This is a genomic window from Cupriavidus sp. 291-E7 (assembly GCF_057798835.1).
The window spans coordinates 102,993-117,823 of record NZ_JBYOJV010000001.1; the positions used below are offsets into that span (position 1 = coordinate 102,993).

The 14,831-nt window shown below is 62.0% G+C and carries 11 protein-coding genes; all 11 read left to right on the top strand.

Annotated elements, in window-relative coordinates; genetic code table 11:
* Nucleotides 1-336 precede the first annotated feature (336 nt).
* On the top strand, nucleotides 337-2,349 hold the full coding sequence (locus AC3FLX_RS00480; protein WP_488693039.1) for a polysaccharide biosynthesis protein: 2,013 nt from the start codon (nucleotides 337-339) through the stop codon (nucleotides 2,347-2,349).
* Between the two features lie 139 nt (nucleotides 2,350-2,488).
* Complete coding sequence (locus AC3FLX_RS00485; protein WP_488693040.1) at nucleotides 2,489-3,613, top strand: GNAT family N-acetyltransferase; 1,125 nt, start codon at nucleotides 2,489-2,491, stop codon at nucleotides 3,611-3,613.
* A gap of 375 nt (nucleotides 3,614-3,988) precedes the next feature.
* The gene (gene wbpA / locus AC3FLX_RS00490) at nucleotides 3,989-5,305 is read left to right on the top strand and encodes a UDP-N-acetyl-D-glucosamine 6-dehydrogenase (protein ID WP_488693041.1); all 1,317 of its coding nucleotides are present in this window, start codon (nucleotides 3,989-3,991) and stop codon (nucleotides 5,303-5,305) included.
* 18 nt (nucleotides 5,306-5,323) lie between these two features.
* Nucleotides 5,324-6,274 (top strand): UDP-N-acetyl-2-amino-2-deoxy-D-glucuronate oxidase, encoded by a 951-nt coding sequence (gene wbpB, locus AC3FLX_RS00495; protein WP_488693042.1) that lies wholly within the window; start codon nucleotides 5,324-5,326, stop codon nucleotides 6,272-6,274.
* A 7-nt stretch (nucleotides 6,275-6,281) separates the two neighbouring features.
* Nucleotides 6,282-6,863 carry an acyltransferase gene (locus AC3FLX_RS00500; protein ID WP_488693043.1) on the top strand — a complete coding sequence of 194 codons (582 nt, stop codon included), beginning with the start codon at nucleotides 6,282-6,284 and terminating at the stop codon, nucleotides 6,861-6,863.
* A 47-nt stretch (nucleotides 6,864-6,910) separates the two neighbouring features.
* Complete coding sequence (locus AC3FLX_RS00505; protein ID WP_488693044.1) at nucleotides 6,911-8,026, top strand: DegT/DnrJ/EryC1/StrS family aminotransferase; 1,116 nt, start codon at nucleotides 6,911-6,913, stop codon at nucleotides 8,024-8,026.
* On the top strand, nucleotides 8,023-9,477 hold the full coding sequence (locus AC3FLX_RS00510) for a lipopolysaccharide biosynthesis protein (RefSeq protein WP_488693045.1): 1,455 nt from the start codon (nucleotides 8,023-8,025) through the stop codon (nucleotides 9,475-9,477). The genes AC3FLX_RS00505 and AC3FLX_RS00510 overlap by 4 nt, the downstream gene beginning before the upstream one ends.
* 44 nt (nucleotides 9,478-9,521) lie before the next feature.
* The gene (locus AC3FLX_RS00515) at nucleotides 9,522-10,634 is read left to right on the top strand and encodes a glycosyltransferase family 4 protein (protein ID WP_488693046.1); all 1,113 of its coding nucleotides are present in this window, start codon (nucleotides 9,522-9,524) and stop codon (nucleotides 10,632-10,634) included.
* Between the two features lie 288 nt (nucleotides 10,635-10,922).
* Nucleotides 10,923-12,155 carry an O-antigen ligase family protein gene (locus AC3FLX_RS00520; protein WP_488693047.1) on the top strand — a complete coding sequence of 411 codons (1,233 nt, stop codon included), beginning with the start codon at nucleotides 10,923-10,925 and terminating at the stop codon, nucleotides 12,153-12,155.
* A 58-nt stretch (nucleotides 12,156-12,213) separates the two neighbouring features.
* On the top strand, nucleotides 12,214-13,167 hold the full coding sequence (locus AC3FLX_RS00525; RefSeq protein WP_488693048.1) for a GNAT family N-acetyltransferase: 954 nt from the start codon (nucleotides 12,214-12,216) through the stop codon (nucleotides 13,165-13,167).
* A gap of 51 nt (nucleotides 13,168-13,218) precedes the next feature.
* Nucleotides 13,219-14,769: a hypothetical protein gene (locus AC3FLX_RS00530; RefSeq protein WP_488693049.1), complete on the top strand. Its 1,551-nt coding sequence runs from the start codon at nucleotides 13,219-13,221 to the stop codon at nucleotides 14,767-14,769.
* Nucleotides 14,770-14,831: the final 62 nt, after the last annotated feature.

Here is a 14,831-nt window from a genome sequence, read left to right on the forward strand (position 1 = left end):
AGCGGCCGTGGCGCGTGAATTCTCTTCGCGCCGCCGCTACGTACGCGAACACACGTAGCTGTGTTGCAAGTACCGAGGCAACAACAATAATTGCTTCAATCGGGCCTTGCGTCGACGGATCTCGTCGCGCTGATGGCGTGAAGGAAAAATCGGGAGCCGTGACTAGAAAGCATGACCTTGCGGGCCACCAGCCAGTGGCCCTTTCCATAGAACGAAAAGAAAAGCCTTCGAGCAATGCAGAACCGTGCGCAGCGATTTTTGTTCCCCAGGGTATTCGGATGCCAGTCGGGTAGTCGCCGAATCTTGGCCCGCCTCAGCGAGTGGAGGTAGCGGCAAATGATCAAATGGTTCTCGCACTGGCTGATGGCTCTGCCAAGACGCCGCAAAACCGCGCTCATGGTGACGGCGGACCTGCTCGCATTGCCGCTGTGTTTCGCCTTCGCGCTGTTCCTGCGTGCCGGCAACTTCGAACTGCTCGCGCAGTACGGCATTACGCCTCCGCTGATCATTGCTGTCTGTACGATTCCCGTCTTTTCGATGAGCGGGCTGTACCGGACAGTCATCCGGTACTTTGACCTGAAAGTCCTGTGGACAACCGGCGCCAGCCTGGCCTGCCTGGTCGGCCTTACCTACGCGCTCTCGTTCCTAGTGCATCTCGACAGGCTGCCCCGTACCGGTCTGCTGATCTACTGGTTCATCGCATTTGCCTACGTCGTGATCTCGCGCTTTGTCGCACGCGCGTTGCTGACACGCTCGCAGCAATTCCGGAAAGCGCAGCCCGGGCCCACCGCATCGCGCGTGGGCATCTTCGGCGCCGGCGAGGCCGGTTTTCAGCTAGCCATCGCCATGCGCGCCAGCATGGGCCACAAGGCGGTCTGTTTCTTTGACGATGATTTCACGCTCGACGGTAAGGTCTTTGCCGACCTGCGCGTCTATCACAGCAACCAGATGCGTGAGCAGATCCGGCTGCACGCGATCAATGAAGTCGTGCTGGCCGTTCCAAGCCTGCCGGTGGAACGCCGCCGCCAGATCGTCGACAAGCTGCACCGCTACTCGGTCAGCGTGCGCACGCTGCCCACGCTGCTCGAACTCGTGGATCGCAAGATCACCGTGCACTCGATCCGGGACATCCGGGTGGAAGACCTGCTGGGCCGCGACATCGTCCCGCCGCGTGAAGACCTGTTCGCCAAATGCACGCAACGCAAGACGGTGATGGTGACCGGCGCGGGCGGCTCCATCGGCAACGAGCTGTGCCGTCAGGTGGCAACGCAGGGGCCCAGTCGCCTGATACTGTTCGACCACTCCGAATACGCCCTCTACGCGATCGAGCAGGAACTGCGGCAACGCCACCCCGACCTGCAGATCACAGCGCTGATCGGCTCCGTTTGCGACACCGATGCCGTGTCAGCCGCCTTGCGCGGCCAGCGGGTGGACACCATCTATCACGCCGCCGCCTACAAGCATGTGCCGCTGGTCGAACAGAACATGCCAGAGGGCATTCGCAACAATGTGCTGGGCTCCCTGACCATTGCCAATCTGGCGGATCACTTTGGTGTTGAGACCTGCGTGCTGATATCCACCGACAAGGCGGTGCGCCCAACCAACGTGATGGGCGCCAGCAAGCGCATTGCCGAACTCACCTTCCAGGCCGCGGCCTTCCGCCCGAACACGCGAACGACGTTTTCGATGGTGCGCTTCGGCAACGTGCTCGGTTCATCCGGCTCGGTGGTGCCGCTGTTCCGCAAGCAGATCCGCGCGGGCGGGCCGATCACCATCACGCATCCCGATGTCATCCGCTTCTTCATGCTGATCCCGGAAGCCGCCCAGCTGGTCATTCAGGCCGGTGCGATGGCGAAAGGTGGAGAGGTCTTCGTGCTGGATATGGGCCAGCCGGTCCGCATCATCGATCTTGCCCGCACGATGATCGAGATGTCCGGGCTCGTCGAAAAGACTCGCAAGAACCCTTCCGGCGACATCGAAATCAAGGTGGTGGGTCTGCGCCCCGGTGAGAAGCTGTTTGAAGAACTCCTGATCGGTGGCGAGGTAACGCCGAGTGGACACGAGCGCATCCTGTGCTCGAACGAACCGTTCCTCGAAACCGCGGAGTTACATGCGAAGCTCGATCGTCTGTTCGCGGCCTGCGACACCCGCGACGAACTGGAGATCCAGATCGCAGTACAGGGCCTGGTCAGTGAATACACCCCTTACAGCTCTCTGGATTCGCCTGCCCGCAGGGTAGCGGCACCCGCGCAGCAGTTGCGCGGCACGACACCGCACCGGCATCCGTCCACGGAAACCAGCGTAGACCTGCCGCCGGCGACATTGTCCAATCCGAGCGAGGCTGGCTGAAGGCTGCCAGCCTTGCGCCCGATCCACATCAGGCCGGCATCGAACCGTTCGAGTGCGCCTACCTGGCCAGCGTCGGCAAACTGGCGGAGCAGCATGCCGCCACGGAAGCATCAGCCGGCTAACGGCATGGGAGGAATCGATGAACAGCGCGAATGTGATTGCCAGTGCCGCAACCGACGTGGTCCAGCCGACTTCCGACCCTAGCGGTAAAGCGGATGCCGACCACCACGCCGGACTTCATGCCCCAGCGGCAAGCGCAGCCACTACTCCCGTCAGTGAGACCGCCGAGGTGAAGGTCGCGGGCGACACGTCGCAAGTCCGCTACCACCAGCACTGCAATACCGCCGCGAATATTCCGCTTTTTAGCCAGGCGTGGTGGCTGGACGCCACCGCCGGCCCCGGAAACTGGGGCGCTGCGCTGGTCGAGCGCGGCGGACAGATAGTCGCAAGCCTGCCCTACGCGCCCCGGCACATGTACGGGTTTTTCGTCATTGCCCAACCGGCACTGGCCAAAATGGCAGGACCGTGGCTGGCACCGATGGATGGCAAGCCGGCGAGAGTGCTGGGTCAGCAGAAGGAGCTGATGGACGAACTGATTGCGCAGCTCCCTCGGTTCGACCATTTCCAGCAGCACTGGGACCCCAGCCAGACCAACTGGCTGCCCTTTTGCTGGAAGGGCTTCCGTCAGACCACCAAGTACACCTACGTACTCGATGACCTGTCGGACACGGACGCGCTCTGGAACGGCATGCAGCCCAACATCCGCGCCGAAATCCGCAAGGCCAGCTCGCGTCACGGCCTTCAGGTTCGTGACGATCTTGGTATCGACGAATTCATCAAGCTGAACCGGCAGGTCTTCTCGCGGCAAAGCATGGCGCAGCCCTACACGGAAGCCTATGTTCGCCGTCTTGACGCCGCGTGTGCGGCACGCGGCGCGCGCAAGATTTTCATCGCCGTGGACAAAGAGGGCCGTCGTCATGCGGGCGTCTATCTGGTCTGGGACGGCAAAGTCGCCTATTACCTGATGGGAGGCTCGGACCCAGTGCTCCGCACCAGTGGCGCGGCAAGCCTGTGCATGTGGGAAGCGATCCGCTTCGCATCGACCGTGGCGCGCTCGTTCGACTTCGAAGGATCGATGCTGGAACCGGTCGAGCGCTTCTTCAGAGCATTCGGCGCCAGACAGCAGCCGTACTTCTTTATTCAGAAGACCCCTTCACGCATCCTGCTGACCTACCTGTTCCTGCGTTCGCTCCGCAATCCCTGAGCTATTGCTTACGCACGGATTCGCGGCAGCTCCACATCCCCATCGATCGCATCGGTGCGGCTTCGCACATTGCCGTGCATATCGCGCACCGCGTGCGCGATGGCGTGATGCGTCCTCAATCGAATGGACGATGCCCGTTCGGGCGATGCTTCTTTTCAACGCGAATCGATAGCCTGATGACTCTCCGGCATGCGGCTGCAAGTACCGGGAAGATCGCTGCGGAAAGTGCAGCGTTGTGTGCGGGTGGCAACAATGCCTGCATCTACAGAGGTTAGGGAGTTTCTACAATCGAAGCACGGCTGATTAGTTCAGCGCTATCACCTCGCACGTCAGTCTGACGCAATCGAGTTCAACCACAAAACTTCTGATTCCATCATGTCGAGCCCAATTGCTAAAGACCTCATCGAACGGATCAAGAACAGGGAGTCCATTATCGGCATCGTCGGCCTGGGCTATGTCGGGCTGCCGCTGATGTTGCGTTACTGCGCAATCGGGTTTCGTGTGTTGGGTATCGACATCGACGAGAGCAAGGTTGCAAAACTCAATGCCGGACAGAGCTACATCGAGCATATTCCCGCGAGCAGCATCGGCCGTGCCCGCGAGACCGGATTCGAGGCCACTACGGATTTCGAGCGTGCCAGCGAGTGCGATGCCATCATCCTGTGCGTGCCGACACCGCTCAACAAGCATCGTGAACCGGACATGAGCTTCGTCATCAATACGGCGGACGCGATCAAGAAGTATCTGCGCGCCGGACAGGTGGTGTCGCTGGAAAGCACGACCTACCCCGGCACGACCGAGGAGGAACTGCTGCCGCGCATGCAGGAAGGTGGGCTGGAGGTAGGCAGCAACATCTTCCTGGTCTATTCGCCGGAGCGCGAAGATCCGGGCAACGGCAAATTCGAAACGCGCAGCATTCCGAAGATCGTCGGTGGCCAGACGCCGGTCTGCCGCGAGGTTGGTCTGGCGCTGTACGAAGTGGCGATCGACCGCGTGGTGCCGGTGAGTTCGACCAAGGCCGCCGAGATGACCAAGCTGCTGGAGAACATTCACCGTGCCGTGAACATCGGCCTGGTCAACGAAATGAAAATCGTGGCCACGCGGATGGGCATCGATATCTTCGAAGTGGTCGACGCCGCCTCAACCAAGCCATTCGGTTTCACCGCTTACTATCCCGGGCCTGGTCTAGGCGGGCATTGCATCCCGATCGATCCTTTCTACCTGACCTGGAAAGCGCGCGAATACGGCCTGCATACCCGCTTCATCGAATTGTCCGGTGAAGTCAACAAGGCCATGCCCGAGTACGTGGTCACGCGGCTGGTGGAAGGGCTGAACCAGCAGGGCAAGGCACTGAAAGGCTGCAAGGTACTGGTGCTGGGTATCGCCTACAAGAAGAACGTCGATGACATGCGCGAATCGCCGTCCGTCGAGATCATGGAACAGATTCGCGCACGCGGCGCGATTGTCGCGTACAGCGATCCGCACGTCCCGGTGTTTCCGAAAATGCGCGAGCACCAGTTCGATTTGTCGAGCGAGCCGCTCGACGGCGAATCGCTCTGCGGCTTCGACGCCGTGGTGCTGGCCACCGATCACGATGCGTTCGACTATCTACTGATCCGCCAGCACGCGAAGCTCCTCATTGATAGTCGCGGAAAGTACCGCGCGTCGTACGCAAACGTTGTCAAAGCCTGAGTACATAGGAGCGCTAGCGTGAAACGATTCGCACTGATCGGAGCGGCCGGTTACATTGCGCCACGCCACATGACCGCAATCAAGGATTCGGGCAACGAGCTGGTATCGGCGTACGACATCAACGATTCAGTTGGCATCCTCGACAGCATTTCGCCACAGAGCGAATTCTTTACCGAGTTCGAGCGTTTCTATGACCACGCCTGGCGCCTGCGGCGCCAGCCCGGTTCAGCGCTGGACTACGTCTCCGTCTGCTCGCCGAACTACCTGCACCAGTCGCATATCTCTGCCGGTCTGCGTTTGGGATGCGACGTGATCTGCGAGAAGCCGCTGGTTCCGACACCGGCCTTGCTCGATGAACTGGCGCTCGTCGAACGCGAGACCGGAAAGCGTGTGTCCAATATTCTGCAGTTGCGCCATCACCAGGCAATCCTGGCGCTCAAGGACAAGGTGGCGAGCGAGCGCAACGAGCGCAAGCACGAGGTCGACCTGACCTACATCACCTCGCGCGGAAAGTGGTATCTGGAAAGCTGGAAGGGCGACACGCGCAAATCCTTCGGCGTGGCCACGAACATCGGCGTGCACTTCTACGACATGCTGCACTTCATCTTCGGCAACCTGCAACGCAACGTGGTGCACTATGCCGCGGAGAACAAGGCCGCGGGCTATCTCGAATACGAGAACGCGCGCGTGCGCTGGTTTCTCTCGATCGATGCCAATGACCTGCCGGCGTCTGTGGTGGGCAAGAAGTCGACCTATCGATCCATCACCGTGGACGGTTCGGAGATCGAGTTTTCGGAAGGCTTCACCGACCTGCACACCACCAGCTACCGGGAAATACTCGCGGGCCGCGGCTACGGCCTGGACGACGCGCGTCATTGCGTAGAGACGGTCAGCACGATCCGCTCCGCGCGCGCGACGGCGCCCAGCGACAACGAAGGCCATCCTTTCCTTCAGCAACTGCTTGCCTGAGGCTGTGATGACGAACCATAAAGAGTTATCGGCCATCGTCGACGAAGGCGCCCAGATTGGCGAAGGGTCGCGCGTCTGGCATTTCGTGCATGTCTGCGCGGGTGCGCGCATCGGCAAGCATTGCTCGCTCGGCCAGAACGTATTCATCGGCAACCGCGTCGTCATCGGCGACGACGTCAAGATTCAGAACAACGTTTCGGTCTACGACAACGTCACGCTGGAGGACGGCGTTTTCTGCGGTCCCAGCATGGTGTTCACCAACGTCTACAACCCTCGCTCGCTGATCGAACGCAAGAACGAATACCGCGACACCCTGGTGAAGCGGGGCGCGAGTCTGGGTGCCAATTGCACCATCGTCTGCGGCGTCGTGATCGGCGAATATGCATTCGTCGGTGCAGGCGCCGTCGTCAACAAGGACGTGCCCGCCTATGCGCTGATGGTCGGCGTTCCCGCGCGGCAGATCGGCTGGATGAGCGAATACGGCGAACAGCTCGACCTGCCGGTGCGCGGCGGGGGCGAGGCCGTCTGTCCGAATAGCGGGCAGCGCTACGTCCTGGATGGCGCAACACTGCGCAAGGTCGAAGCCTGATGCAGTGACAAGTCCTCTCCGCATGCCATCCGCACAGGAAATCAGCCATGATCGAGTTCATCGACCTCAAAGCGCAGCAAGCCCGGATCAAGCACAAAATTGACGCCGCCATTCAGCGCGTGCTGGCGCATGGTCAGTACATTCTCGGGCCGGAGATCGACGAGCTTGAACAGCGGCTTGCGAGCGATACCGGCGCGCTGTACTGCATCAGTTGCGCCAACGGCACGGACGCGCTGCAGATCGCGCTGATGGCGCTGGGTATCGGGCCGGGTGATGAGGTCATCATGCCCGGCTTCACCTATATCGCCACCGCCGAAACCGTCGCCTTGCTCGGAGCGAAGCCAGTCTATGCGGATGTGGACCCACGCACCTGCAACCTCGACCCAGTGGCGCTCGAAGCGGCGATCACCGATTGCACCGCGGCCATCATCCCGGTCAGCCTGTATGGACAGTGCGCCGATCTCGACGCCATCAATGAAATTGCCACACGCCACGGCTTGCCGGTCATCGAGGACGCCGCGCAGAGCTATGGCGCCACCTACAAGGGACGCAGTAGCTGCAATCTGTCGACGATTGCCTGCACCAGCTTCTTTCCCAGCAAGCCACTGGGCTGCTACGGCGACGGCGGAGCGATCTTCACCAACGACGAGGATCTGGCCAAGGCGATGCGCCAGATCGCGCGTCATGGCCAGGAGCGGCGCTACCACCACGTCCGCATTGGCGTGAACAGCCGCCTGGATACGTTGCAGGCAGGCATCCTGCTGGCAAAGCTGACGATCTTCGACGAGGAAGTCGAACTGCGCCAGCAAGTGGCGGCACGGTACGGCGATCTGCTGCGCAACGGGGGATTCGAGGCCACGCCGCATGTCGAACCCTACAACCGCAGCGTATGGGCGCAGTACACCATCCGCGTGCAGGATCGCGATGCGTTGCAGGATGTGCTGAAGGCCGCCGGAATCCCCACGGTCGTGCACTATCCGTCGCCGCTGAACCGGCAGCCCGCCGTGGCCGCGAGTCAGGCCTGCCTGCCGGTCGGTGACGCGCTGGCGCGGGAGGTGTTGAGTCTGCCGATGCATCCATACCTCGACATGGCAAGCCAGGAGGCAATCTGTTCGGTGATTCTCCAACATGCCATGTGCCAGCCAGAGCGAGTGGTGCCTTGAACAAGCAAGCGCTCGCCGCGGACGCCGGCACGGTGGAGAAACCCCGCGCGGGCAGAAGTATCGGCGTGCTGGTCAGCGGGCAGGCCGCCGCGCAGATCATTACGTTGGCGGTTTCGCCGATTCTGACGCGCCTTTATTCTCCTCAGGATTTTGGCGCCGTGGCGGTCTTCGCGGGCCTGCTCGCGTTCTTCAGCGTTGTCGCGTGCCTGCGCTACGACTTATCGATCGCGCTGCCCGCCAGCAATCGCGCCGCCGAGAATCTGGTGGCCCTGTGCCTGCTGTGCGTGGGGGGAACCAGCGCGCTTTGCGCGCTCGGCGTGCTGTTCTTCGGTGACTCACTGATCCTGACCCTGAACTGGTCGATCAGCGCCAACGCTCTCTGGCTGCTCCCCTTCGGCGTTGCCGCGACCGGTCTCTACACCGTGATCGAGCGGTGGATGGTCCGGATGCAGTACTTTGGCCAGCTCGCGCAAACCAGACTCCTGCGATCCGTGATTGCAAACCTGGTGCAACTGGGCGGCTACAGTTTCGGCGTACTGGCCTTGATGGGCGGAACGGTGATCGGTCATGGCACCGGCGGACTGCTCTACGCGATCAAGGAAATCCGTCGCAGAGGGGGCGGCAATGTGAAGCTGGTCCGCATCGTGGCGCTTGCGCGGCGCTACAAGGACTTTCCGCTTTACTCCACCTGGACGGCCATATTCAACGTGGCGGGCGTGCACCTGGTGCCGCTGATCTTCTCGGCGTTGTTCGGCGCTGCCGTCGTCGGCTACTTTGCTTTCGCGCTGCGCATGGTATCGGCGCCGATCTCACTGATCGGTGCGGCGATCGGCAGTGTCTTCTTTGCCCAGGCCCCCGCCGCCTTGCGCGCCGGTCGCCTGCCCGAGGTGGCCGAAGCGCTGCGCCGGAAGCTGGCCAATGCCGGCGTCCCTGCGCTCGTGCTGCTTGTCTGCGCCGGGCCCGATCTGTTCGCCGCCGTGTTCGGCGAACGATGGCGCATGGCCGGCCACTATGCGCGCTGGATGGCACCCTGGGTCTATTTCCAGTTTCAGTTCTCGCCGCTTTCCTGCCTGCCCGATGTGATGGAACTGCAGAAGATGGAACTGTTCGCGCAGTTCAGCACCTTTGCGGTTCGTCTTGCCACGCTGGCAGCGTGTTACGGATTCAGCGTCCCGGCCGACACCAGCGTTGCCGTGTTCTCGGTAGTGAGCGCCGTTGCCTATCTGGGGATGCTGACGCTGTTCATGTCTCGGGTGGGAGTGGGACTTCGGGCAATGGTGACGCATGACGCCCGGCGCCTGCTGATCTTCTGCGCCTGGGCACTGCCTTCGATACTGCTGTTCAGCGGCGAACCCGACTGGAGGTCGCTGGTTGCCGCCGCTTACTTCCTGGGCCTGTCTGCGTTCTGGATGCGGCGTACGCTGCGGCCATCGCGGGCGGGTGATGAATGACGGTAGCCACGATGCACGTCGTGGCGTTGTAGACGGAGTTTCAAGTGCAAGTTCCTAGCGTAGCCCACCTCACGTCGGTTCATCCGCGCTACGATGACCGCATCTTCCTCAAGCACTGCCGTAGCCTGGCGGCCAACGGCTATCGGGTGTCGCTGGTGGTGGCCGACGGTGATGGGGATGAAAGCCGGGACGGCGTTTTCATCACCGATGTCGGCGGCTCCGCTGGGCGTCTGAACCGCGTGTTCCGCACCACGACGCGCGTGCTGCGCCGGGCGATCGCGCTGAATGCCGACGTCTACCATCTGCACGACCCCGAACTGATTCCCGTTGGCTTGAAGCTGAAGAAGCTGGGCAAGCGCGTCATCTACGATTCGCATGAGGATGTGCCCCGGCAGTTGCTCAGCAAACCCTACCTTGGGCCGAGACGATTGCGCGCGCTGGCGGGCGCCTTTGCCATGTACGAGCGACGTTCCTGCCGCGAATTCGACGGCATCGTGGCAGCCACGCCCTTTATCCGGGACAAGTTCCTGTCGATCAATCCTCGCACCATCGACATCAACAATTACCCGATTCTCGGCGAGCTTGGCGGGCCAGTGCAGTGGGAATTCAAGCAAGCGGAAGTCTGCTACGTCGGCGGCATCAGCTCACCGCGCGGTATCCGCGAGACCGTCATGGCGCTGGAGCAGGTGAAATCGCCGGCGCGACTGAATCTGGCCGGCCGCTTCGGCGACCAGGCGCTGGAGTCGGAGGTGAGAGCGGCCAGCGGCTGGTCCCGCGTGAACGAACTCGGGTATCTGGACCGCGCCGGAGTGCGCGGCGTGCTGGCGCGCTCGGTGGCCGGCCTGGTGACGCTGCACCCGCTCATCAATTTCCTCGATGCTTTGCCCGTGAAGATGTTCGAGTACATGGCGGCGGGGATTCCGCCCATTGCCTCCAACTTTCCGCTCTGGCGCGAAATCGTCGAGGAAAGCGGCAGCGGCCTGTGCGTGGACCCGCTCGATCCAAAGGCCATCGCCGATGCCGTCGACTATCTGGTGACGCATCCCGACGCGGCGCGCCAGATGGGCGAGAACGGCCGCCGCACCGTGACAAAAAAGTACAACTGGGCAAACGAGCAGGACAAGCTGCTTCATTTCTACGAGCGGGTGCTGGCGTGAGCGCATGAGCGGCGCACCGCTTCAGTGGTCTCGCCCGAGCAGTGGTGTCGGGTTCGGGCGGCACATCGTTGGGTGTGGGCTGGCTCACGCACCGCGCTATCAATGTCACAGTAAGTTTGATTAGATGGATGGAGCGCAAGCGGATATCCGTGGCGGAGCCTTGCATTCGGAAAGGCCAGATCCACCGCTTGCCAAGGGCAGCCTCTTTCACTGGCTGATCGACTGCAAGGGGGCGACGATCCGGAGTTCTGCCCGCATTAACGACCAAAGGGAGGCGGCGGGGCAATCATGAAGCACGGCAAGCTCTCACTCTTTGGCAGCCTGGTTTTCCTCACGCTCTTTCCGGGCTACTTCTACTATCACAGCGCGGTGGCCAGCGCCGTCATTCCACCGGTGCTGGGCGGCTTCTTCGGCCCGATGTCGGTGCTGCTTGGCGTCCCGATGGTGGTATTCGGTTTCGCTCCACTGCTACGCGGGCGCGAGCCGACGCTGTTTATCGATCGGGCTTTCGTTCTCTATTCGATCTTCGTCCTCGCATGGTCAACACTGCACTATCTGCTTGGTTCAGACGTGCAGGAGTCCGTCGACTTCTACATGTACAACGTGAGCACGGTATTCATGTGGCTGGCGATCTACCTGGCGGTCAGGAATATCGATCTGAGCAACAAGTGGCTGCGTTGGATAATCGCCATTTCACTGCCCATATTCCTGGCCATCGCCGCGATGAACTCGAATGGGCAGTTCTACGATACGGAGAAGATTGCCGGTGATGCCGTGCGGGTTTCCGGCTATCAGGGATTGGCCCGTTCGGCCGTCGTGGTCGCCCTGGTAGCGCTCGGATTGCATCGCGGACTGCGTGCCGCACTGGTGGTGGTGATTACCGTACCGCTGTTGTTCCTGCTCGGGGCAAGAAGCGAATTCATTGCATTCCTCGTCGTGGCCGCGGTGCTGTTCGGGCTTCGGGACGGCGCATCGCGGACCACGCTGGTCTGGATTCCGCTGGGCATTGCCGCACTCGCCATTCTGGCTGTCAACTTCCACGTCTTCGAAGGCAGTTCCCGCATCCTGCAAATTCTGGAAATCAAGGAATCGAGTTCTTATCAGGCCAGAAACGAATTGCAGCAGTATGCCATCAGGACAATCACGGAACACCCGCTGCTCGGCGGCTACGCTTCGCAGCTGGATCTCGGCGAGAGCGGGGGCTACGCGCACAACGCGCTTTCCGCGTGGGTCAGCTATGGCTTGGTGGGTTTTCTGGGCTTCGTGTACCTGCTTGGCTATGCATTGGTGCAATCCATCAGGCTGGCCAGGAAGGGCTACGCGGCGGATCCGGAGGTTGCCATCGCGCTGGCATTCAGCGTCTATACCGTGACCCTGGCGGCCACCGCCAAATCCGTCAACGACCCGATTTTCGCCTTGGCATGGGGCGCGATTGCCTGCGCACTGCGCACGCACACGCACGCGCGGGTGGGCAGGCGTCCCGCGCCGCGCTACGCAGGTCAGGGAGCCGCGCGACCCTGAAGGCCATCGGGCAGTCTCCTTTACAGCGACAACCGTCATTCATCAATGATTGAGGCATATGGACATCAATCAAAGGAAATACCGCGCGCTCTGCGAGAGCGAACGTTCAATCCCGCTGTCCAGCCAGGCCTGGTGGCTTGACGCGACGGTTGGGGCTGACCGCTGGAGCGTGGCCCTGGTGGAGCGCGGAGGAAAGGTCATCGCTGCCATGCCCTATGTCAAGAGGACAAAGTATGGCTTTGTCATCCTTACCCAGCCGCGCTCCGGACACGGATTGGGGCCGTGGCTGGCTTGCGAGGATGCAAAGCCGGCGAGAGTGCTGGGCCAGCAGAAGGAACTGATGACGAACCTGATCGAACAACTGCCGAGGTTCGATCATTTCGCGCAGGCGTGGGACTACAACCATACCAACTGGCTGCCGTTTGCCTGGAAGGGTTTCCGTCAGACCACCAAGTACACCTATCTGCTCGACGATCTGTCGGATTCGGAAGCACTCTGGAACGGCATGCAGCCCAACATCCGCGCCGAGATCCGCAAGGCAGGCTCGCGCCACGGTCTTGAGGTGCGCGACGACCTTGGTATCGACGAATTCATCAAGCTGAACCAGCAGGTTTTTTCGCGCCAAAGCATGGCGCAACCCTACACGGAAGACTACGTGCGCCGCCTTGACGCCGCGTGTGCGGAACGCGGCGCGCGCAAGATCTTCATCGCCGTGGACAAGGAAGGCCGTCGTCATTCCGGCGTCTATCTGGTCTGGGACGAGCGTGCCGCCTACTACCTGATGGGAGGCTCGGACCCGGTGCTCCGCACCAGTGGCGCGGCAAGCCTGTGCATGTGGGAAGCGATCCGCTTTTCCTCGGGTGTGTCGCGCACGTTCGACTTCGAAGGGTCGATGCTGGAACCGGTCGAGCGCTTCTTCAGGGCATTCGGCGCCAGGCAGCAGCCTTACTTCCTCATTACGAAGACACCATCCAAGGCGCTCTCGCTATATCAGCTCATGCGATCCCGATAGCCATGCCGCCGGGAAGCCAACGCGCCCTCGCTCTTACAAGGAGATACTGGAATGAGCAAGCACCATGCACGCGCCCGTCGCCCTCTTGCGCGCGCGCTGCTGCGCGCCGGTAGCCTGGCCGCGCTGCTGGCCTGTACCGTTCCGGCGGCGCAAGCGCAGGAGAGCACCTTGATGCCGGCCGCGCTGGAATGTGGTGGCCCCGTCGAAGACTTGGTCTGGCGCCGCTGGGACGCGGGCGGGCACGCCTTCGTGCAACAGCAGCTGATCGCGGACCGGCTCGTGAAGCAACGCGACACCTATGCGCTGTACGACATCGAGATTAACTTTCACAACCTCCTGGCGATGGCTCAACGTTGCCAGCGCAGCGACCGGCAGGCCCAGTTGGCCCGCCTGGTTGCCAGCACCTATACACAGCTCAAACCCGCGCCCGGTGACCAGCCAGGGCGGGCGTGGATATGCAGCGGCGGTCCCGAATGCAGCCACACCGCACGGCTGCGCGATACGGAGGTGATGCTCAACAGCACCCAGTTCCTGGCCTTCGCGAGCAGCCTTGCCAACGGCATGAGCCGCGCGAATCGGGCTGAGGCACCCAACGACTTCGTCGAGCAGACGGTAGGCATCGTGCGCGAGCACCTGGAGCGCTGGAACACGCCAGCCGCGCAGGAAATGCTGCGCAAGCAGATCGCCGCCCGGCCGGAAGATGTGAAAAATACCTCGTCAGCAATGTTCCTGACCGACAAGGAGCTGTGGCAGATTTCCGCCTACGCGGATCTGGCCGGCATGTTGGTAGCGCGGCCCCGGCTTGCACAAACGGTGGGCCTGAGTGACGCCAATCTTGCCACCATGAAAACGCACCTGGAGTTGTTGCTGCGCCTGGTCGCGGCTCGTACCACGGTGCAGGTGCTTCCCGGCCAGGATGGCAAGACCGGCAGGAGCATCAAGGTGGCCGACCTCGATGCGGGATTCTGGCGGCTCTATGACACAAACCGGTATGCCGCCTACACCGGGCGCGAGAAACCCGTGGTGTGCAAGTACGATCCGACCACCAAGCAAACGGTGGCACAGACGCTTATCCCCGCCGACCGCTTTGCGCCCGTCGCCAACATCGGCTGGGACATCAGCCATGCACGACGACTGGTGCATTTCTTCGATGCCATCGAGCGCAATCGTGCGGCGATGATCCAGATCTACGTCCTGGACCCGGCGAGTCTGCCATCGCAAGAGACAATGGCCGCCTTCGTGCGTCAGTTCAGTCTTAATGTCTGGAATCAGAGTAAGGCCCGCCCGCTGTTCACCAACTACTACAGTGGCGCCAACGGCTGGTATCGGGTGAATTACGACAACGGTACCGGAAGCTGCTCGGAGGGCTATCCACCGTACGGCGTGGCGGACTCCTTCCCCACCGGGGGCTATGCAGCCTGGCCAGCCATGCACGCGCTGGGCGCGCGCTTGTTCGACATTACGCAGTCGTTGCGCAAGGAAGACCGGGAATTCGTGGCAACCTACTACTCCGACTTTGCCAGGGCGCCCGGCGACAGCTCGCGCATGCTTGCCGAGATGATGTTCTGGCCGTCGCTGGTGCGCCGCGCCGGCACGCGCTGATCGGATGAGCCAGCCGCCGCGCTCATCGGGCGCGGCCTTCGCGGCGGCGGTCGTGACTCGCC